18 protein-coding genes and 4 tRNA genes are annotated in these 22,382 nt (G+C 41.8%); 1 reads left to right on the top strand and 21 read right to left on the bottom strand.

Features of this window, described 5'->3' with window-relative positions:
* Nucleotides 1-52 precede the first annotated feature (52 nt).
* The 9 genes from BCU68_RS07780 to pncC form a co-directional block, all read right to left on the bottom strand.
* Nucleotides 53-129 (bottom strand) — tRNA-Arg (locus BCU68_RS07780).
* 92 nt (nt 130-221) lie between these two features.
* Nucleotides 222-314: transfer RNA gene (locus tag BCU68_RS07785), tRNA-Ser, on the bottom strand.
* A 38-nt stretch (nt 315-352) separates the two neighbouring features.
* A tRNA-Arg gene (locus tag BCU68_RS07790) sits at nt 353-429 on the bottom strand.
* Between the two features lie 43 nt (nt 430-472).
* A tRNA-Ser gene (locus BCU68_RS07795) sits at nt 473-565 on the bottom strand.
* A gap of 204 nt (nt 566-769) precedes the next feature.
* On the bottom strand, nt 770-970 hold the full coding sequence (gene csrA, locus BCU68_RS07800; RefSeq protein WP_102564224.1) for a carbon storage regulator CsrA: 201 nt from the start codon (nt 968-970) through the stop codon (nt 770-772).
* Nucleotides 971-1,084: 114 nt separating this feature from the next.
* Nucleotides 1,085-2,248, bottom strand: coding sequence for an aspartate kinase (locus tag BCU68_RS07805; RefSeq protein ID WP_102564225.1), 1,164 nt, complete (start codon nt 2,246-2,248; stop codon nt 1,085-1,087).
* Between the two features lie 208 nt (nt 2,249-2,456).
* On the bottom strand, nt 2,457-5,039 hold the full coding sequence (alaS, locus tag BCU68_RS07810; RefSeq protein WP_102564226.1) for an alanine--tRNA ligase: 2,583 nt from the start codon (nt 5,037-5,039) through the stop codon (nt 2,457-2,459).
* A gap of 143 nt (nt 5,040-5,182) precedes the next feature.
* Nucleotides 5,183-6,223 carry a recombinase RecA gene (gene recA / locus BCU68_RS07815; RefSeq protein WP_102564227.1) on the bottom strand — a complete coding sequence of 347 codons (1,041 nt, stop codon included), beginning with the start codon at nt 6,221-6,223 and terminating at the stop codon, nt 5,183-5,185.
* A 202-nt stretch (nt 6,224-6,425) separates the two neighbouring features.
* Nucleotides 6,426-6,917, bottom strand: coding sequence for a nicotinamide-nucleotide amidase (gene pncC, locus BCU68_RS07820; protein WP_102564228.1), 492 nt, complete (start codon nt 6,915-6,917; stop codon nt 6,426-6,428).
* Nucleotides 6,918-7,000: 83 nt separating this feature from the next.
* Between pncC and mutS the strand changes: the two genes are divergently transcribed.
* Nucleotides 7,001-9,562, top strand: a complete 2,562-nt coding sequence (gene mutS / locus BCU68_RS07825) for a DNA mismatch repair protein MutS (RefSeq protein ID WP_102564229.1) — start codon at nt 7,001-7,003, stop codon at nt 9,560-9,562.
* 61 nt (nt 9,563-9,623) lie between these two features.
* Here mutS and rpoS read toward each other — a convergent pair whose 3' ends face one another.
* The 12 genes from rpoS to relA all read right to left on the bottom strand — a co-directional run bounded on the left by rpoS (nt 9,624) and on the right by relA (nt 22,269).
* On the bottom strand, nt 9,624-10,574 hold the full coding sequence (rpoS, locus tag BCU68_RS07830; RefSeq protein ID WP_102564230.1) for an RNA polymerase sigma factor RpoS: 951 nt from the start codon (nt 10,572-10,574) through the stop codon (nt 9,624-9,626).
* 82 nt (nt 10,575-10,656) lie between these two features.
* Nucleotides 10,657-11,733 (bottom strand): peptidoglycan DD-metalloendopeptidase family protein, encoded by a 1,077-nt coding sequence (locus BCU68_RS07835; protein ID WP_102564231.1) that lies wholly within the window; start codon nt 11,731-11,733, stop codon nt 10,657-10,659.
* A 16-nt stretch (nt 11,734-11,749) separates the two neighbouring features.
* Nucleotides 11,750-12,376 carry a protein-L-isoaspartate(D-aspartate) O-methyltransferase gene (locus BCU68_RS07840; protein ID WP_102564232.1) on the bottom strand — a complete coding sequence of 209 codons (627 nt, stop codon included), beginning with the start codon at nt 12,374-12,376 and terminating at the stop codon, nt 11,750-11,752.
* The gene (surE, locus tag BCU68_RS07845; RefSeq protein WP_102564233.1) at nt 12,373-13,140 is read right to left on the bottom strand and encodes a 5'/3'-nucleotidase SurE; all 768 of its coding nucleotides are present in this window, start codon (nt 13,138-13,140) and stop codon (nt 12,373-12,375) included. Before surE ends, BCU68_RS07840 begins: the two co-directional genes overlap by 4 nt.
* A 32-nt stretch (nt 13,141-13,172) precedes the next feature.
* Nucleotides 13,173-14,228: a tRNA pseudouridine(13) synthase TruD gene (truD, locus tag BCU68_RS07850; protein ID WP_102564234.1), complete on the bottom strand. Its 1,056-nt coding sequence runs from the start codon at nt 14,226-14,228 to the stop codon at nt 13,173-13,175.
* 19 nt (nt 14,229-14,247) lie between these two features.
* Nucleotides 14,248-14,724 (bottom strand): 2-C-methyl-D-erythritol 2,4-cyclodiphosphate synthase, encoded by a 477-nt coding sequence (gene ispF, locus BCU68_RS07855; protein ID WP_102564235.1) that lies wholly within the window; start codon nt 14,722-14,724, stop codon nt 14,248-14,250.
* The gene (gene ispD, locus BCU68_RS07860; protein ID WP_102564275.1) at nt 14,724-15,413 is read right to left on the bottom strand and encodes a 2-C-methyl-D-erythritol 4-phosphate cytidylyltransferase; all 690 of its coding nucleotides are present in this window, start codon (nt 15,411-15,413) and stop codon (nt 14,724-14,726) included. The genes ispF and ispD overlap by 1 nt, the downstream gene beginning before the upstream one ends.
* Before the next feature lie 8 nt (nt 15,414-15,421).
* Nucleotides 15,422-15,703, bottom strand: coding sequence for a cell division protein FtsB (gene ftsB / locus BCU68_RS07865; protein ID WP_102564276.1), 282 nt, complete (start codon nt 15,701-15,703; stop codon nt 15,422-15,424).
* Nucleotides 15,704-15,990: 287 nt separating this feature from the next.
* Nucleotides 15,991-17,292, bottom strand: coding sequence for a phosphopyruvate hydratase (eno, locus tag BCU68_RS07870; RefSeq protein ID WP_102564236.1), 1,302 nt, complete (start codon nt 17,290-17,292; stop codon nt 15,991-15,993).
* An 87-nt stretch (nt 17,293-17,379) separates the two neighbouring features.
* Complete coding sequence (locus tag BCU68_RS07875; RefSeq protein WP_102564237.1) at nt 17,380-19,020, bottom strand: CTP synthase; 1,641 nt, start codon at nt 19,018-19,020, stop codon at nt 17,380-17,382.
* Between the two features lie 214 nt (nt 19,021-19,234).
* Nucleotides 19,235-20,032, bottom strand: coding sequence for a nucleoside triphosphate pyrophosphohydrolase (gene mazG / locus BCU68_RS07880; protein ID WP_102564238.1), 798 nt, complete (start codon nt 20,030-20,032; stop codon nt 19,235-19,237).
* Between the two features lie 14 nt (nt 20,033-20,046).
* The gene (gene relA, locus BCU68_RS07885) at nt 20,047-22,269 is read right to left on the bottom strand and encodes a GTP diphosphokinase (RefSeq protein ID WP_102564239.1); all 2,223 of its coding nucleotides are present in this window, start codon (nt 22,267-22,269) and stop codon (nt 20,047-20,049) included.
* Between the last annotated feature and the right edge of the window lie 113 nt (nt 22,270-22,382).

Below are 22,382 nucleotides of genomic sequence, written 5' to 3' on the forward strand. Positions count from 1 at the left end.
AAGGTTTCGATACTGCTTAAACAGCATCAGGATTAATGAAAACCCTAAAAAGTGGTGCGCCCTGGAGGATTCGAACCTCCGACCGCCTGGTTCGTAGCCAGGTACTCTATCCAGCTGAGCTAAGGGCGCACGGTTATTCTTGCTAAAGAATATTTGTGAAGCATATCACATTTCATTTCGTTTGAAACAAAAAAAAGGCCAAAGGCCAATAAAACAATGAATGGCGGTGAGGGAGGGATTCGAACCCTCGATACGGCTACAAACCGTATACTCCCTTAGCAGGGGAGCGCCTTCGGCCACTCGGCCACCTCACCGTCGTAAATCATTGTATCTTAACTCTAATAAGAAAAGATGGTGCGCCCTGGAGGATTCGAACCTCCGACCGCCTGGTTCGTAGCCAGGTACTCTATCCAGCTGAGCTAAGGGCGCATTTTGCATCATTAATCTTATGACTAAATCAGCGTTGCAAGAATGGCGGTGAGGGAGGGATTCGAACCCTCGATACGGCTACAAACCGTATACTCCCTTAGCAGGGGAGCGCCTTCGGCCACTCGGCCACCTCACCGTCTTGCGGATGTGCATATTACGTTTTACCGAAAATATGTCAAACATTTTATGATAAAAAATTGATTAAAATCGCTCAACCGTTGCCATTTTAACCAAATCGACCGTATTTTAAACGTTAGTCCACATATTTCAGGGGATTAACTCAAATTACTTCTACAAAAAAGGCCAACCAAATGGTTAGCCTTTTGCAATACACACTAGATTAGTAGTTGCCTGGCTCAGCAGGTGCTACATTGCCTTTTTCAGCTTGAATGCGCATGTAAATTTCTTCACGGTGAACTGATACTTCTTTTGGTGCATTAACACCAATACGTACTTGGTTACCCTTTACGCCAAGTACCGTTACAGTGACTTCATCACCAATCATCAGGGTTTCACCAACACGGCGAGTTAAAATTAGCATTCTTTGCTCCTAGAATTATTCTTTAAATTATCTGCTACTGCGCCATTATCAACAAAAGTTACATTTTCGTAAACTGTCTATTTCACTAATTTACTTAAAATAGGTCCATTTATATTAAGATAAGGCAATATTACACGGTGTTATGTACGCTTCATGCAATATGTTAGCTGCGTGTTCGATTTTCGTAGGACAAACTACGAGTACAAAAGATTGCTGTCGAACAAAATAATGACTGATGCCAATATCCTGTTGGGCTAACAATTCACATGAATGAGCGACATCTCCCTGTTCTTTTTCACTAACTATAGTCAACAAACTTACTATTTTACTATTGTTAATCTTTTCATCACAAATCAGGCTTAATTTAGCAAAATACTCATGCTTAATAATAAACTCACTGAACTTCTCACCTTCGATGAAATTCCAGAGTTTTATACCTAACATATCGCATTGCTTTATAAGTGTAGCGCAAAGATCGCTATCAACTTGTATCAACATCATATTTTGTTGAATAGCTAAGCCTGAGACTTGATTATGAGACTTAGCATGCTGCACAAGACTGCCAGTATTACTAACAAAGGTTGATAACACCCTTAATGGGACATTATGAGCCTTAGCATACTGTACAGACGGTAAATGCAAGACTTTAGCCCCCATTCTTGCCATCTCTTCCATAGCATGGAAATCTATTGTTTCTAATTTTTTCGCATTAGAAACAACCCGAGGATCACAGGTATAAATACCGTCAACATCGGTAAAAATCTGACATTCATTGGCATGTAAAGCTCCAGCCAGCGTTACCGCACTGGTATCTGAACCTCCTCGGCCTAATGTCGTAATATTGCCTTTGGTATCAACCCCTTGAAAACCAGCAATAATAACTATCATATCCTCATCAAGCTGAGCTTTGATTGAACGCGTATCTATCGACTCAATAGTGGCATCACCATATTGATCGTTTGTCACTATTTGAGCTTGGCCGCCTGTCATAGAGCAAGCTTTATGCCCTAACTTATTCAGGGTCATTGCTAATAGTGACATCGATACTTGTTCACCTGCTGCAAGTAGCACATCCAATTCTCTCGCATTAGGTACAGCATCAATATCATGCGCTAAACCAAGTAGGCGGTTTGTTTCTCCTGACATAGCAGAAACAACAACAACAACCTGATTACCTTGTTCTTTAGCTTTAATAACGTGCTCAGCAACAATGTGGATATTTTCAATAGAACCCACCGAGGTTCCACCGAATTTTTGAACGATAAGGGGCTTATTCACCAGTATTCACCTTCCTAAGAGCAAAACACTATGGTTTTGCATCGATAAAAATTAAAGCATTAATTTTTTACTATATAAGGCGAACCAAACTAAAATGTATGGCTTTCTCTGCAACAGAGACGAATTACATTACTTGATTCGCTAGAATGAATAAGCCCAATCAACATACATTGATTGGGCATTATTTATTTATGATTGAGCTAATTTATTATAGGCGCTCTTCAAGCCAAGCGTTAACGCTTGTTAAAGCTGCTGGTAATGCGTTTGCATCACTACCACCTGCTTGAGCCATGTCAGGACGACCACCGCCCTTACCACCAACCTGTTGAGCAACCATATTAACTAATTCACCCGCTTTTACTTTGCCGGTTAAATCTTTTGTTACGCCTGCAATTAAGCCGACTTTATCATCAGCAACGTTGCCTAGCATAATGATTGCGCTGCCTAGTTGATTTTTAAGTTCATCAACCATACCGCGTAATGCTTTGTTCTCAGCACCATTTAATTGTGCAATAAGAACGTTAACACCTGAAATTTGAACGACTTTACTTGCTAAGTTAGCACCTTCTTGAGAGGCTAATTTATCTTTCAATTGTTGAAGTTCTTTTTCCAGTGATTTCGTCTTCGTTGCCATTTCAGCAAATTTAGCTTCAACTTGTGCATTTTGCTCTTCAAGTGCATCAAGAGCCGTTTCACCCGTTACCGCTTCAATACGACGAACACCTGCTGCAATACCACCTTCAGAAGTGATCTTAAACAAGCCAATGTCACCGGTATGCGCTGCGTGAATACCACCACATAGCTCAGTAGAGAAATCACCCATTGAAAGCACGCGAACTTCATCGTCGTACTTTTCACCAAACAGTGCCATTGCGCCTTTCTGCTTAGCGGATTCGATATCCATGATATTAGTTTCAATCACATGGTTACGACGTACTTGCTCATTCACTAAGCGCTCAACGGTACGAAGTTCTGAAGCCGTAACACCTTCTAAGTGAGAGAAGTCAAAACGTAGGTTATCAGGCTTAACCAAAGAACCTTTCTGTGCGACATGTTCACCTAATACTTGGCGTAAAGCTTCGTGCAATAAGTGAGTTGCAGAGTGGTTTAATGAAATAGCTTGGCGACGAGCACCATCAACTAATGCTTCAACAGCATCGTCTTTAGCCATAACACCTTGAGTTAATTCACCATGATGAGCAATTGCATTACCTAGCTTTTGCGTATCCGTTACCGTAAATAAACCCGTCTCTGTTTTCAAAACGCCAGCATCACCACACTGTCCACCTGATTCAGCGTAGAATGGTGTTTCTTCAAGGATGATAATGGCTTTATCACCAGCAGATAAATTCTCAACTTCACTGCCATCAACAAACAGAGAAGCGATGGTGCTTTGACCTTCAATACCGCTGTAACCACAGAACTCTGTGTTAGTATCCACTTTGATCACTGCATTGTAATCAGTACCGAACTGCCCTGCTTCACGTGCACGTTGACGCTGCGCTTCCATTGCTTGCTCAAAGCCTTGCTCATCAATTGACAGTTCACGCTCACGCGCTACATCATTCGTTAAGTCAGCTGGGAAGCCGTAGGTATCATAAAGTTTAAATACCGTATCACCATCAAGCACTGTACCTTCTAGGTTATCAAGCGCTTCATTTAGAATTGTCATACCACGTTCTAAAGTACGTCCGAAGTTTTCTTCTTCAATACGTAGAATTTTTTCAACAATCGCTTGCTGTTTTTTGAGCTCTTCGCCTGCTGTACCCATCACTTTTGCTAATGTACCCACTAGCTTATAGAAGAATGCACCTTGCGCACCAAGCTTATTACCGTGACGTACTGCACGACGAATAATACGACGCAATACGTAACCACGACCTTCATTCGATGGCATAACACCATCAACAATAAGGAAAGAACATGAACGGATATGATCGGCAACCACGCGTAGTGATTGATTAGATAGATCTTCGTAACCCGTTACTTCAGCTGCCGCTTTGATCAGCGTTTGGAATACATCAATCTCATAGTTTGAGTGTACACCTTGCATAATTGCAGAGATACGCTCAATACCCATACCTGTATCTACCGCAGGCTTAGGTAATGGTTCCATCGTGCCATCAGCATGACGGTTAAACTGCATAAATACGTTATTCCAGATTTCAATGAAACGATCGCCATCTTCTTCTGGAGTACCTGGTCGACCGCCCCAGATATGCTCACCGTGATCATAGAATATTTCTGTACATGGACCACAAGGACCAGTATCGCCCATCTGCCAAAAGTTATCTGACTCGAATGCTTTACCGCCTTTTTTATCGCCAATGCGAACAATGCGATCAGCAGGGATGCCCATATCTTTATTCCAGATATCGAACGCTTCATCATCCGTTTCATAAACAGTAACAAGTAGACGCTCTGTAGGTAGCTTTAACTCTTCTGTTAAAAATTCCCATGCGAACTTGATTGCGTCTTGCTTAAAGTAATCACCAAAGCTGAAGTTACCTAGCATTTCAAAGAAAGTATGATGACGGGCAGTAAAGCCGACATTTTCTAAATCATTATGCTTACCACCAGCACGAACACAACGTTGAGATGTTGTCGCACGAGTGTAACTACGCTTCTCAGAACCTAAGAAGCAATCTTTGAACTGGTTCATACCAGCATTGGTAAAAAGTAAAGTTGGATCATTAGCAGGTACTAATGATGAACTATCTACAATTTGGTGTCCTTTGCTTTCAAAGAACTTAAGGAACGCGTTACGTACCTCGTCGGTGCTCATGTACATGCAATTCTTCCTGAAATATTCAAGTGAGATTTTTGCATATTGTAAATTGAAATGACGAGTCGAGCAAAAGAATATCTATGTAGAGACTATAAATACAACAAAGCCCCGCAATCGCGAGGCTTATAATATCAATGAAGGCTAGTTTATAGCTCTTCTACTTCTGGTTTATCACCTTCTGACTCAGTTTCTAAGGTTGCTGGCTTCAATAGCATTTCACGTAAACGGCTATCGATTTCGTTGGCGATCTGTGGGTTTTCACGAATATATTTACAAGAATTAGCCTTACCTTGACCAATCTTATCGCCTTGGTATGAGTACCAAGCACCCGCTTTATCAACCAACTTATGCTTAACACCTAAATCAATTAACTCACCTTCACGGTTAAAGCCTTGACCATATAAGATTTGAGTTTCAGCTTGCTTAAATGGTGCTGCAATCTTGTTCTTAACGACTTTAATACGCGTTTCATTACCAACGATCTCATCGCCATCTTTAATTGAGCCAGTACGACGAATATCAAGGCGAACAGATGCGTAGAATTTAAGTGCGTTACCACCGGTTGTCGTCTCTGGCGAACCAAACATCACGCCAATTTTCATACGGATTTGGTTGATGAAGATAGCCATACAGTTAGACTGCTTTAGGTTACCCGTTAATTTACGCATTGCTTGTGACAACATACGAGCTTGTAGACCCATATGACTATCACCCATCTCGCCTTCAATTTCTGCTTTTGGTGTTAAAGCAGCAACAGAATCGACAACAAGTACATCAACAGCACCTGAACGCGCTAGTGCGTCACAGATTTCTAAAGCTTGCTCACCAGTATCCGGTTGAGAAACAAGTAGTTCATCAATATTTACACCCAGCTTTTGAGCATAGATAGGATCAAGAGCATGCTCGGCATCAACGAAAGCACACGTCTTACCTGCTTTTTGTGCTGCTGAGATTAACTCTAAAGTTAGTGTTGTTTTACCAGAACTTTCAGGACCGTAAACTTCAACGATACGTCCCATAGGTAAGCCACCAGCGCCCAAAGCAATATCCAAGGCCAGTGAACCTGTAGAGATAGTTTCAACATCCATAGTGCGGTTATCACCTAGACGCATGATTGAGCCTTTACCAAATTGTTTTTCAATCTGACCTAGCGCTGCAGCAAGAGCCTTTTGCTTATTCTCGTTCATTACTATCTCCACGTAATACACTTCATTTAATAAAGAAGTGCACTTGAATATAATTAACCCACATAAGGGTCGGTAGTTAACATTTATTATACTGTTGATTCATACAGTGTCCATAGCTGTATGAAAAAAAAATCAGAAAAACAAGGCGAAAATCAAAAATAACATTAATAATCAGATACTAAAAACCATTACCTCAGCTTAATTATTGTTGAGTGATCAGTTTGCTCTCTAAATGAGACAGTGCGTGATGAATAACTTGTTGACGTATTTGTGCTCGGCTACCGCTAAAGTATTGAGTCTGAATATCCACCTCTTTATGCCATTCAGCCCAAGCAAAACAAACCATCCCTACTGGTTTATCAGCACTTCCACCACCAGGCCCAGCAATCCCACTCACTGCAATCGCTACTGTTGCATTAGAGTGACGCAACGCCCCTTGAGCCATTTCTTTTACAACCTGCTCACTCACTGCACCATGCTGCTCTAAAGTAAGCTCGGATACATCTACCATATCCATTTTAGATTCATTGCTATAGGTAATAAAAGCTCTATCAAACCATGTTGAACTGCCTGCTATATCAGTAATAACCGTTGCAATCCCTCCCCCTGTACACGATTCTGCTGTAGTGAGTACTTGCTGGTGATCACGTAATAACGCTCCAACCTGATGACTTAACCTTGTCAGTGATTCCATAAGATAAAACCTCTTTGTGACTTTTCGCTTGAGTGCTATTAACGTATCCTAGGCGCTAATAGAAATAAACAAAAGAGCACTCTGTGAAAGCCGATCAAAAACATACCCCAATGATGCAGCAATACCATAAATTAAAAGCTGAGAACCCTGAAATTTTACTTTTTTATCGCATGGGTGACTTTTACGAGCTTTTTTATGACGATGCGAGAAAAGCTTCACAGCTGCTAGAAATATCACTAACCAAACGAGGATCTTCTGCAGGTGAGCCGATCCCAATGGCTGGCGTTCCTTATCATGCCGTTGAGGGCTATCTAGCAAAACTGGTTCAACTTGGTGAATCTGTGGCTATCTGCGAGCAAATTGGGAATCCAGCGACCAGTAAAGGGCCAGTTGAGCGTAAAGTTGTGCGTATTGTTACGCCAGGCACTGTGACTGATGAAGCGTTATTATCAGAAAGAATTGATAACCTCATTGCTGCTATTTATGAAAGTAATGGCAAATTCGGCTACGCAACATTAGATATAACCTCTGGTCGCTTTTTATTATCCGAGCCGGTCACAGAAGAAGCAATGGCGGCAGAATTACAGCGCACTTCACCAAAAGAGCTACTATTTTCTGAAGATTTTGAAGCGGTGCACCTGATGGCAAACCGTAATGGGAATCGCCGCAGACCCGTATGGGAATTTGAGTTAGATACCGCTAAGCAGCAGCTAAATCAACAGTTTGGTACAAAGGATCTGATTGGTTTTGGCGTTGAAGATGCAACATTAGGTCTATGTGCTGCAGGGTGTTTAATTCAATATGTTAAAGATACACAGCGCACTGCTCTACCTCACATTCGCTCTTTGACCTTAGATAGCCAAGATCATTCTGTTATCCTTGACGCTGCAACTCGCCGTAATTTAGAGATCACACAAAACCTTGCTGGCGGCTTTGATAACACTCTTGCAGAGGTTCTCGATCATACTGCGACCGCAATGGGCAGTCGTATGCTAAAGCGCTGGTTGCACCAACCTATGCGTGATATTGATACCTTAAATCAACGCTTAGATGCTATTACTGAAATTAAAGATCTTAGCTTGTTTGAAGACCTAACCCCGGTATTAAAACAGATCGGTGATATCGAGCGTATTCTTGCTCGTTTAGCGCTACGCTCAGCAAGACCACGAGATATGGCTCGATTGCGTCATGCTGCGCAACAATTACCAGAACTTGCTGCGATTGTGCAAGATCTTAACCACCCTTACTTATGCCAATTAGCACAGCATTCAGCACCATTGGATGAGGTTTGTAAGCTTTTAGAGCGAGCAATTAAAGAGAATCCTCCCGTTGTGATTCGTGATGGTGGGGTTATTGCTGACGGCTATAGCCAAGAGTTAGATGAGTGGAGAGAGCTTGCTAATGGCGCCACCGCATACCTTGATAAGTTAGAACTTGAAGAGCGAGAACAGCATGGTATCGATACATTAAAAGTCGGCTATAACAACGTACATGGTTTTTTCATTCAAGTAAGTCGTGGGCAAAGCCATTTAGTTCCGGATCACTACGTTCGTCGTCAAACCCTTAAAAATTCTGAACGCTACATTATTCCTGAACTCAAAGAGCATGAAGATAAGGTACTAAGCTCTAAGTCTAAAGCGCTAGCGATTGAAAAGCAGCTTTGGGAAGAGTTATTTGATCTGCTATTGCCACATCTTGAGCAACTGCAAAATCTAGCTTCAGCTATTTCTCAATTTGATGTTCTACAAAACTTAGCTGAACGTGCTGAAAGTCTCGATTACTGTCGCCCTACTATGGCTAACAAGCCAGGTGTCAATATCACAGCGGGTCGCCATCCCGTGGTTGAGCAAGTTATGGATGAACCTTTCATTGCTAACCCTATCGTACTGAGCCCTGAACGAAAAATGTTGATCATTACTGGCCCTAACATGGGTGGTAAATCAACCTATATGCGTCAAACTGCATTGATTGCTCTCATGGCACATATTGGCTCTTATGTACCGGCTGAAAGTGCAACAATAGGCTCGATTGATCGAATATTTACACGTATTGGTGCTTCTGATGATCTTGCATCCGGTCGCTCAACCTTCATGGTCGAGATGACAGAAACCGCTAATATCCTGCATAACTCCACACCAAATAGTTTAGTTTTAATGGATGAAATTGGTCGCGGAACCAGTACTTATGATGGTTTATCGTTAGCTTGGGCAAGTGCTGAGTGGTTAGCGAAGAAAATTGGTGCTTTGACTTTATTTGCCACGCACTACTTTGAGTTAACAGAACTGCCTGAACAGATTGCGCATTTAGCGAATGTACATTTAGATGCTGTTGAGCATGGAGATAGCATTGCTTTTATGCACGCTGTTCAAGAAGGGGCGGCTAATAAATCTTATGGATTAGCCGTTGCAGGATTAGCAGGCGTACCTAAAACTGTTATTAAAAATGCACGAGCTAAATTGAAACAACTTGAGCAAACACCAATTGCAACAAGTAGCGATACATCACAGCAAGTTGATATCGCAAATCAATTAAGCTTGATCCCTGAGCCGAGTGAAGCTGAGGAAGCATTAGCTAATTTAAACCCTGATGATCTAACTCCTCGCCAGGCGTTAGACGAGCTATATCGATTGAAAAAGCTACTGTAAAATAACAAAAAAGCATGACAGGGAGAACTGTCATGCTTTTTCACTCTGGCTTCAAACTTATTTAGTCACTTTCGACATCAAATAGGTTTTCCATGCTCAAACCTTGTTTAAGTAGAATTTCTCTTAGACGACGCAAGCCTTCAACTTGAATTTGACGAACACGTTCACGTGTTAAACAAATTTCACGACCAACCTCTTCCAATGTAGAAGGTTCATAGCCTAACAAACCAAAACGGCGGGCTAGTACTTCTTTTTGTTTAGGGTTAAGTTCATCAAGCCAATCAATTAATGAAGCTTTTATATCATCATCTTGAGTTGAAACTTCAGGATCGGTGTTATGTAGATCAGGAATAATATCTAGAAGCGCCTTCTCTCCATCACCACTTAATGGCGTATCAACAGAGCTAACTCGCTCATTAAGGCGTAGCATCTTACTCACATCTTCAACAGGTTTATCTAGCATCTCTGCTATTTCTTCTGCTGTTGGTTCGTGATCTAATTTTTGCGATAACTCTCGAGCCGTACGTAAATAAACATTAAGCTCTTTAACCACGTGGATAGGAAGACGAATAGTTCGAGTTTGGTTCATCAGAGCACGTTCTATCGTTTGTCTGATCCACCATGTTGCATAAGTAGAGAAACGGAAGCCTCGTTCAGGATCAAACTTTTCTACCGCTCTAATTAACCCTAAGTTACCTTCTTCAATAAGATCAAGTAACGCTAAACCACGGTTGCCATAACGACGAGATATTTTAACAACTAAGCGTAAATTACTTTCGATCATGCGTTTACGAGCAACTTCATCACCACGTAATGCTCGACGGGCATAAAGTACTTCTTCTTCTGCTGTTAGCAGTGGTGAGTAACCTATTTCACCTAAATAAAGTTGAGTTGCATCTAAGCTTTTACTGCTTGCTTCATACTCTTCTTTTACTTTTCTGCTTTTCTTCTCTTTTGCTATGGTTGGATTAGTGAACTCTTCAGATTGGATAACTGCATTGCTTTTACTCATAGTGCCTCCCCCTGGCGAGCTAGCAAGGCATATTAATTATGCCTTTTATTATAAAATCTTGACCCGTAATTCATATCAGCAATTAAGGTAAATAACGCTTTGGATTAACCGATTTACCTTGATAGCGTATTTCAAAATGTAATCTGACGCTGGTACTTCCTGAACTGCCCATGGTGGCAATTTTTTGACCAGCATTCACTGTTTGACCTTCTTTAACCAATAACTTGTCGTTATGAGCATAAGCACTTAAATATTTATCATTGTGTTTTATGATAATTAAGTTGCCATACCCTCGTAGCGCATTCCCTGAATAAACCACCGAACCAGCCGCGGTTGAAATAATGGATTGACCACGTTGACCACCAATATCAATACCATTGTTTCCTTGCTCACCAGAGGAGAAGTTTTTAATGACTCTTCCCTTGGTTGGCCATAGCCACTTAGAAACCTTATCATCAACTGCCTTGGTGTTTTTTGTTAAAGGTTTGGGTGTATTGTTACTTTTAGTTACAACATACTCTTTTGTTTTGGATTGTTCAACCTTATTTGTTGAAACTTTGTTAACTTTTGAAGGCGTAGCACTTACTGCCTGCTTATTTACAGGTTTTGCTGGGGGAGGTGTCGCTTGTGGTTCTTTCTTTGGTGCAGCTTTGGCTACAACAGGTGCCGCAACGACTTTTTTCGTGGTCGCTGGTGTTGTTTGCGCTGTACTTGTCGGGGTTGTCTTAGCAACGACGGGGGTTGTAGAGGCTGTTGACTTTACAGCGACAGGCTTGGCTGCTGGTGTTTTTACAGGTGTTGATACCGGAGTAGAGGCAGCGGTAGCCACGACTGCAGCTTTTTTATTTGGAGCACGCCCCACAACAGGGGCTGAATATTTAGGTCCCCATAGCTTGAGCTTCTGTCCTGGGTGAATAGTATAAGGTTGAGACAATTTATTATATTGAATCAATTCTTTAACATCTTTGTCTGTCACATAAGCAATGAAATAAAGTGTATCGCCTTTTTTAACTTCATAGTAACTGCCTCGATAACTACCTCGGCTAATACTTCCATAGTCTTTAGAGACACTAGAAACTGGCGCAGGAGAATGCGCAGCACAACCAATAAGGCTACTGCACACACATAATAATACGCTAACTCTTTTATTTATTTTCATTGCTTTATATTCATAACTAGGCCAGATCACCCGCAACTAAAGGGACAAAACGGACCATCTCAATTAACTCTGAAACAAATGTCCCCTGACTGCGAACAATTTTCAGCAATTGCTGCTCTTGCTCACCAACAGGGATAACCATGACACCGCCATCACTGAGTTGTTCAAGTAGAGCTTGTGGAATCGATTTGGCAGCAGCGGTCACAATGATGGCATCAAAAGGACCTTTATTCACCCAACCTTGCCAACCATCACCGTGCTTTGTTGATACATTATAAATATCCAACTGCTTTAAGCGACGCTTGGCCTCCCACTGCAACGATTTAATTCGTTCCACAGAGTAGACATGATCGACTAATTGAGCGAGAACAGCGGTTTGATAACCAGAGCCCGTACCTATTTCTAATACACGACTATCACGATTTAAGCCTAATAACTCTGTCATCTTAGCAACAATATAAGGTTGAGAGATCGTCTGCCCCTGCCCGATAGGTAGTGCATTATTATCATAGGCTTGATGGTGCATGGCTGGCGCAACAAATCGTTCACGAGGTAGAGCATAGATTGCATCTAAAACAGCTTGATTCTGAATACCATTTTCGATTAGAAATTCAACTAAACGCATAGAATGCGATCCAATCATCGTACTTCACCTTTTAACCATGAATCCATACAACGCAAAGATTCATGTGCTGTCAGATCGACCAAAAGTGGTGTTACTGATACATATTTATGTTCTATTGCGAAGAAATCTGTCCCTTGACCAGCATCTTGCTCTTTCCCTGGAGGACCTAACCAATAAATATCATGTCCTCTTGGATCTTGCTGCTTAATCATACTTTCGGAGTGATGTCTGGCGCCTAAACGAGTAACCTGAGTTCCCATCAGTTCAGTTATGGCAACATCTGGAATATTAATATTGATCACTCGATTGGTTGGAATTGGTGATGCTAAATGCTGCTCAACAATATCGCGAACCACTTTCGCTGCAGTAGCAAAGTTATTCTGCCCAACTAAAGAGAAGGCAATCGATGGAACACCAAGGAAATGCCCCTCCATTGCTGCTGCGACCGTTCCAGAATAAAGTACGTCATCACCTAAGTTTGCGCCGTGATTAATACCAGAAAGGAGTAACTGAGGCATATCGTCTTTCATCAATTCATTAAGCGCAAAATGTACACAATCTGTTGGCGTACCTTGCACTGAATAAATCTCTGAAGCGGAATAGTTATCTGCCGCTACTTTTTGCACGCGTAATGGTTGCTCGAGCGTTAATGAGTTTGAAGCGCCCGATCGATTACGATCAGGAGCAACAATAATCACTTCAGCCAAACCTGCTAATGCATCAGAGAGCGCATGAATACCTTGCGCATAAACACCATCATCATTACTAAGCAGTATTTTCATATTCCATTCCTTTTCCTTAAGATTCACTGCAATTATTGGTTTGTGCTAAATTCACGCTCTACTGCGATTTCTTCGACTAATTCACGCACAAGAGCAGTGGCAAAGCATCCTGAATCTAAAGAAAAGGTTAACGTTATTGAATCTGAAGTAGACTGCCAAGCAAGGTTTTGTGGGTGTAATAATCCATTACGACGCTCATGACGCATGCGATTACCACGGATCAAAGCCATCAAATCAGGTTCCGCATCGACAAAGACTTGCTCAAGCATTAATGCTTCATCGGTTGTTGGCAGTGCGTTATCTCCCGCCATCGCTATTGAGATTGATGCCTGATCTTGCTTAACTAATTGGGTAAAAGCATCTAGATTATCGGCTGTGATAGCAACTAAGTTATTATCATGAAAAAGAATATCGCCCAACATAGGCTGAGTAAGTTTATCTTGTTTAATTCGCTCAGAAAGAATCAAATTAAAAATCCATGAGCGAGCAGTTGATAGGTATAGACTACGCTTATTCTGGTTTCTAGTACGGACATTATCACGCCCCCAACGACGAGCTTCAGATAAGTTATTACCTTCATTACCAAAGCGTTGAGCGCCAAAGTAGCTCGGTACACCAGAGGTTTTGATCTTTTCTAAGCGAGATAATACTTCTGCTACATCAGAAACTTCTGAAAGCGTCACTTCAAATTCATTACCAATCAGATCGCCAGGGCGTAGTTTTTTGTTATGACGATCGGTTGCTAAGATCTCGACACTTGGATGCTGAGCAAGAAAATCACTAAAGTCTGGTGTTCCTGCTTTTGGTAAGTGAACACTTAACCACTGCTCTGTCACTGCATGACGATCTTTAAGACCAGCCCAACTGACATCCTTTGATTTTACACCGCAGGCTTTAGCGAGTTCATTAACTACAAAGCTGGTATTTTCACCGGTTTTTCGGATGCGAACCATTAAATGCTCGCCCTCACCTGTAAAAGAAAAACCAAGTTGTTCTTTTACGACAAAGTGCTCAGCTTTTGCTTTAATTTTTGCTGTCGTTGTTGGCTTGCCATGTAGGTAAGCTAATGGAGATAAAATATCAGTCATGAGAGTTCTTTCTAATTAGTTAAGCTTTTTTAATAACGACAACAGCTTCACAAGCTATGCCTTCTTTGCGCCCAGTAAAACCAAGTCGCTCAGTCGTCGTTGCTTTGACATTTACATTGTGTAATTCCGTGTCTAAATCTTGCGCAATAGCTTGGCACATCGCTTCAATGTGAGGTGCCATTTTAGGAGCTTGAGCCATAATGGTAATATCAGCATTACCAAGTACATAACCCTGCTCCTTGACTCTTCGGTAAACATCTTTAAGTAGGTCGCGACTATTTGCTCCTTTCCACTCATCATCAGTATCAGGAAAATGACGACCGATATCGCCAGCTGCAATGGAGCCAAGTAAAGCATCACATAAAGCATGCAGCGCGACGTCACCATCGGAATGAGCAATTAGCCCCTGTTCATAAGGTATTGCAACACCACCGATAATAACAGGACCATTACCACCAAATTTATGTACATCAAAGCCATGACCTATACGAATCATTACCTTTCCTTATTTTGACCTAAGTAAAACTCCACCAGCGCTAAATCTTCTGGTTGAGTAATTTTGATATTATCCGCTCGACCTTTTACCAGTGCTGGTGATTGCCCTAACCACTCAAATGCCGAAGCTTCATCGGTAATCGTAACCTGCTGCTCTAAGGCTTGAGAAAGCACATCTCTCAGCGCATTGACTCTGAACATTTGCGGCGTTAAGGCATGCCATAATTGCTCTCGCTCAACGGTATGTACGATAGCCTGCTGTTGATTACTGCGCTTCATCGTATCACGTACCGGAGTTGCTAGAATCGCACCGACGCTATGCTGCAGAGCAACGGAAATTAAATTATCAATATCATTTAACGTCACACACGGACGCGCAGCATCGTGCACTAAAGCCCAAGCAGCTGAAGGGTTAGCTTGCAAATAATTGAGACCGGATAAAACGGAGTCAGCACGCTCTTTTCCGCCAGAAACACGAATAACATTCGGATTAGAGGATAAAGATAATTGACTATAGTAAGGATCTGCATCGCTTATCGCTACTATAACCTTTTGAATTTTTGTATGTTGAAGAAGTTTTTCTACTGTATGCTCTAAAATTGTCTTGCCATGCAAAACTAAGTACTGCTTGGGCTTGTCGGCTTGCATTCGACTGCCTACACCTGCCGCAGGGACGATGGCTACTATCATATCTTCCACTACAACGACTCCTCATCGATCAAACGATAAAACGTTTCATCTTGTTTAACCATGCCAAGCTCATGTCTTGCTCTTTCTTCTATCGCATCCAAGCCTTGTCTCAAATCATCAATTTCTGCAAACATCTCACTATTACGCTCTTGCAGTTGTGTATTCACCTGCTGTTGAAGATCAATATCATTGTGAACTTGAGTGTAATCAGCGATACCATTTTTACCTAACCACAAGGTGTATTGTAGCCAACCTAATAAGAGTAATAAGACCAAGGAAAATAATCGCATAGCTTCTTTTCGTATCGTTAATAAAAGAGAGGATAAATCGTTACTCATATATAGCATAACTCACTATGAGTAACTAGGCGCAGGATAAAGAGTAAAAATAAAAACTCTACACAATAATACCAATCGTAGTAAATAGCCCAGTTGTACTCGCTTATTAAAACACTCGATAACTGGCTTACTGCGATTACTATAAACGTTAGTCAACAAAACCTCTTGTGCATAAAAACAAAAACGCCCCATAAATGGGGCGTTTTAAAAGCTAAAAAGCGTAAGTTAATTCAAAAGAATTAAGCTTGACCTTTTACTTCTTTAAGACCGTTGTAAGGAGCTTTAGAACCTAGAGCTTCTTCGATACGGATTAGTTGGTTGTACTTAGCAACACGGTCAGAACGGCTCATAGAACCAGTTTTGATTTGACCTGCAGCTGTACCTACCGCTAGATCAGCGATAGTTGCATCTTCAGTTTCGCCAGAACGGTGAGAGATTACAGCTGTGTAACCAGCATCTTTAGCCATCTTGATTGCAGCTAGAGTCTCTGTTAGAGAACCGATTTGGTTGAACTTGATAAGGATAGAGTTAGCTACGCCTTTCTCGATACCTTCAGCAAGAATCTTAGTGTTTGTAACGAATAGATCGTCACCAACTAGTTGAAGCTTGTCGCCCATAAGTTCAGTTTGGTGCTTGAAGCCATCCCAATCTGACTCGTCAAGACCGTCTTCGATAGATACGATTGGGTATTGGTTAGCAAGGTCTTGTAGGTAGAAGTTAAATTCTTCAGAAGTGAAGATTTTGCCTTCGCCTTTCATGTTGTAGTTGCCAGCTTCTTTGTCGTAAAACTCAGATGCAGCACAGTCCATAGCTAGAGTAACGTCTTTACCTAGCTCGTAACCAGCAGCTTCTACAGCTTCTTTGATTGCAGCTAGAGCAGCAGCGTTAGATTCTAGGTTAGGAGCGAAACCACCTTCATCACCAACTGCAGTGCTTAGGCCTTTAGCTTTAAGTACTTTAGCAAGGTTGTGGAATACTTCAGCACCTACACGTAGAGCTTCTTTAAGAGTTTTAGCGCCAACAGGTTGGATCATGAACTCTTGGATATCAACGTTGTTATCAGCGTGCTCACCACCGTTGATGATGTTCATCATTGGTAGAGGCATAGAGAACTGACCAGCAGTACCGTTTAGTTCAGCAATGTGCTCGTATAAAGGCATGCCTTTAGCAGCAGCAGCAGCTTTAGCGTTCGCTAGAGAAACAGCTAGGATTGCGTTAGCACCGAACTTAGATTTGTTCTCAGTTCCGTCTAGATCAAGCATTACTTGGTCAACGTCAGCTTGAGCTTTAGCGTCTTGACCTACAAGAGCTTCAGCAATCGCGCCGTTTACAGCTTCAACTGCTTTAAGAACACCTTTACCTAGGAAACGTGCTTTGTCGCCGTCACGTAGCTCAAGAGCTTCGCGAGAACCAGTAGATGCGCCAGATGGTGCAGCAGCCATACCTACGAAACCGCCTTCTAGGTGAACTTCAGCTTCTACAGTTGGGTTACCACGTGAATCAATGATTTCACGACCTAGAACTTTAACGATTTTAGACATTGAATATTTCCTTCTCGTTGAATATATAATAAATATTAAAATAAAAAGGTAGCAACATAACGTTATGCTACTACCTGTATTCTTAATTTACTTCTTTAACTCACCGCGCTGAAAGTCTCCAGCTGCTTTAACAAAACCTGCAAATAATGGGTGTCCATCACGAGGTGTTGATGTGAATTCTGGGTGGAATTGAGCAGCCACAAACCATGGGTGTTCTGGGTTCTCAATTACTTCAACCAGTTTCTTGTCCGCTGATAAGCCCGAAATTTTCAGACCCGCTTTTTCAATTTGCGGACGAAGGTTGTTGTTCACTTCGTAACGGTGACGGTGACGTTCATGGATCGTTGCACTACCGTAAAGTTCATAAGCTTTTGTCCCTTTTTCTAGGTGACATAGCTGAGAACCAAGGCGCATTGTTCCACCAAGATCAGACGTTTCCGTACGAGCTTCTACTTTACCTTCTTGATCAACCCATTCTGTAATTAGGCCGATAACTGGGTATTTAGTGTCTTTGCTAAATTCTGAAGAATGTGCGCCTTTCATACCAGCGACATTACGAGCGTATTCGATTAGCGCAACTTGCATACCAAGACAAATACCTAAGTAAGGTACTTTGTTCTCACGAGCAAATTGAGCAGCAAGGATCTTACCTTCGATACCACGGTCGCCAAAGCCACCAGGAACCAGAATTGCGTCAAGACCTTCAAGTACTTCAAAACCTTTTGATTCCACATCTTGTGAATCAACGTACTTAATCGTTACATTTAAACGGTTCTTTAAGCCAGCATGCTTTAGAGCTTCGTTTACCGATTTGTACGCATCCGGTAGTTCAATATACTTACCAACCATACCGATAGTAACATCGCTCGTTGGATTCGCTTCTTCATAAATAACTTGCTCCCACTCTGACAGATCAGCTTCAGGTGCGTCAATACCAAAACGTTGACACACAAGATCATCAGTACCTTGAGCTTTAATTAGCTGTGGGATTTTGTAGATCGAGTCTACATCTTTCATTGAGATAACTGCTTTTTCTTGTACGTTACAGAAAAGAGCAATTTTCTTACGTTCATTTGCTGGAATAACACGATCTGAACGGCAAACCAGAATATCAGGTTGAATACCGATAGAAAGTAATTCTTTCACTGAGTGTTGTGTTGGCTTAGTTTTCACTTCACCTGCCGCGGCAAGGTAAGGAACTAGAGTCAAGTGCATAAACATTGCACGCTCACGGCCTAGCTCAACAGCTAATTGACGAATCGCTTCCATAAATGGCAAAGATTCGATATCACCTACTGTACCACCAACTTCAACGATCGCGATATCATGGCCTTCAGCACCAGAAATAACACGCTCTTTAATTGCGTTAGTAATATGAGGGATAACCTGAATGGTTGCACCAAGGTAGTCACCGCGACGCTCTTTACGTAGAACGTCTGCATAAACACGACCAGCTGTGAAGTTATTGCGCTTAGTCATCTTAGTGCGAATAAAACGCTCATAGTGACCTAAATCAAGGTCAGTTTCAGCGCCATCTTCCGTAACAAACACTTCACCATGTTGAGTAGGGCTCATTGTGCCTGGATCAACGTTGATGTAAGGGTCAAGCTTCATCATAGTCACTTTAAGACCACGAGCTTCTAAAATAGCAGCCAATGAAGCTGCTGCAATACCTTTACCTAGAGAGGAAACAACCCCGCCAGTAACAAAAATGTAATTTGTCGTCATGTTTAACCTGAAATTGGTTGAATGAGGGAAATGGACTACTTCTGGACGGGGTAAAAATATACCAGAAGCCCTTTCTCGCCACAACGTGAAACTTATCACAGTCGGTATTTAATTTTTTGCCGTGAATCTACATTAGAAACAAAAGCGACTGTAAACCAACAGTTTCACAAGATTATATTATCTGTTGAAACACTTATTGACGGTGATCACTTTTTTACTTTTTTTCGCTCAATTTTACCTGTTCCCATAAAGCATCCAACTCATTAAGGGTAAAATCACCTAATGTTTTGCCTTGTTTCGCGACAATATTTTCAATACCACGAAAGCGTCGTTCAAACTTTAAATTGGCTTTTGCTAAAGCGACTTCAGGGTTGTGACCTAAGTGGCGAGCAAAGTTTACCGTGGCAAATAATAAATCACCCAGTTCCTCCTCGACCTTCTCTTTATCTGGAGAAGCTTGGACTGCTTCCTCCAAAACTTCGTCAACTTCCTCTAATACTTTATCAGCAACTGGCGCTAATGTGTCCCAATCAAAGCCATATTGAGAGCATTTCTTTTGAATCTTCATGGCACGAGATAATGCTGGCAATGCATTAGGAACAGAATCAAGAATGCTGTGATCAACCGTTCCTTGCTGAGCTTTTTCTTGTGCTTTCGTTGCTTCCCAATTTTCTGCTACTTGCTCTTCATTTTCAAACTTAATCATAGAAAAAACATAAGGATGTCGACGAATTAGCTTTTCATTAATGCCTTCAACCACTTGGTCAAAATCAAATAATGATTGCTCTTTTGCTAACTGGCTATAAAAAATAACTTGGTACAACAAGTCGCCTAATTCTTCTTTTAAATTCGGCCAGTCTTGCTGATGGATAGCATCAACCACTTCATAGGTCTCCTCTATTGTATAAGGAACAATAGAAGAAAAGGTTTGCTGTTTATCCCAAGGGCAACCTTGCTCAGGGTCGCGCAATTTTTCCATAATGCCTAATAGCGACTCGATTGATTTTGACATGTTTTTGCCTTTTATTACCCTAATCGCTTCACTGATATCACGTCTTTGATTTGCTCAAGTCGCATGGAAACACGTGACAGAATTTCAACATTGGTTAGCTCTAAATCAAAGTCCATCACTGCCATTTGTCGCTTATAATCAGTACGACTTTTCATTGTCGTCACTTTGACTTTTTCATTCGCAAACAATGAAGTAATATCTTTCAATAGACCACTGCGCTCTAGAGCTTCAACACGCAACGTTAGAATGTAAGAGCCGATAAAACCGCTCCCCCAAACTGTATCAATAATACGTTCCGGTGCGTGATGGCTTAACTCATCAAGTTGCTCACAATCTGCACGATGCACTGAAATACCTCGCCCTTGAGTGATATAACCTTTGATAATATCACCTGGGATCGGCTGGCAACAACGTGCAAGGTGGGTCATTAAATTATCAACCCCCTCGACCACAACAGCATCTTTTTGCGGGCGGCTTGATTGCGCAGGCTTACTTTCCGACTCTTGCAGCTTTTCTAATGCTTTTTGATCTTCTTCTTCAGCGGTTGGTTTATTAACCAACGCATTGATATGGTTAACCACCTGATTAATTCTAAGATCACCACTACCGATACCGGTATAGAGTTCATCGGCAGTGTTGACATTAAAGCGTTTCAGGGCATACGTTTGAGCATCTTTTAAACTTGCGCCAATTTTAGCTAATTCATTCTCTAATATTTCACGCCCAGCTTCTAAGTTCTTATCTCGACCTAACTTTCTAAACCAAGCATTAATCTTCGCTCTTGCTCGACCGGAGTGAACAAAACCTAACGATGGATTTAACCAATCTCGAGAAGGATTCGGCTCTTTTTGAGTAATGATTTCAACTTGGTCACCCATAGCAAGCTTATGAGTAAAAGGAACGATTCGACCCGCTACTTTTGTTCCGATACAGCGATGACCGACTTCAGAGTGGATATGGTAAGCAAAATCAAGCGGTGTTGCCCCCATAGGAAGATCGACCACATCACCTCGCGGAGTAAAGGCATAAACACGGTCATCAAACACTTGGCTACGTAACTCATCAAGCATTTCGCCTGAGTCTGACATTTCTTCTTGCCAATCAATCAGTTTTCTTAACCAAGTGATTTTTTCGTCATAGCCGCTGCGAGCATTCGATGCCCCTTCTTTATACTTCCAGTGTGCAGCAACCCCTAACTCTGAATCTTCATGCATCTGCTTGGTGCGGATCTGGATCTCTATCGTTTTCCCTTCAGGGCCTAGGACAACAGTATGAATCGATTGATAACCGTTAGGTTTGGGATTCGCTACATAATCATCAAATTCACTCGGTAGGTGTTTATATTTGGTGTGTACAACCCCTAAAGCCGCATAACAATCTTGCAGTTGATCGGCAATAATTCTGACGGCTCGTACGTCAAACAGTTCATCAAAATCTAGGTTTTTCTTTTGCATTTTTCGCCAAATACTATAGATATGCTTAGGTCGCCCACTCACCTCTGCATTGATATTTGACACCTGCATTTCTTGCGATAAATCCGTTACAAAGTCATCAATATACTGCTCGCGAACGATACGTCGCTCCGACAGTTGCTTGGCGATTTGCTTATATGTCGTGGACTGTTGATAACGAAAGGCGTAATCCTCAATTTCCCACTTGAGTTGACCAATACCAAGACGGTTAGCTAAAGGCGCATAAATATTGGCACACTCTTTCGCTGCCGCTCTACGCACTTCATCTGGGGCTTTTTTTACTTCGATAAGATTACAAATACGTTCAGCCAGTTTAATCACGACGCAGCGGAAGTCATCAACCATGGCCAAGAGCATGCGTCTGACATTATCAACTTGTCCTGAAGCCTCTGAACCTTCCACCGTGACATTGAGTTGACCAATGGCGGCCATTTCTTCAACGCCATCAATCAACTTCATCACTTCTTTACCATAGCTTTCCGCTAAAGAAGCTCGATCAAACAAGCCACTAGAGACAATAGGAAAGAGTAGTGCTGCAATAAGAGTCGCTCGATCCATTGATAAGGTAATCAATATCTCGATCATTTCACGACCACGCCATAAAAATAGCGTCGCTAATTCCTCACCATCCAATAGCGTTTCACACTCTCGATAAACTTTCGTCAGTTTATTCGCGGTCTTTTTATCAAGATCTAATGTGGCAATCCAATGCTCTAGCTCAAACTGTTCGTTTGGGTATAAATGTGCGCTTCTTACCGCAACCATCTCTTCATCCTAGTGTTGATTACTGTCTTAGTGACTCATCACTTCCTGATTCGTCTTATACTATGCCTTATCATAACGTGATCGTCTGACCGAATATAGGCTGAAAAGTTCAG

The organism is Vibrio sp. 10N.286.49.B3, assembly GCF_002873395.1.
GTDB lineage: Bacteria > Pseudomonadota > Gammaproteobacteria > Enterobacterales > Vibrionaceae > Vibrio.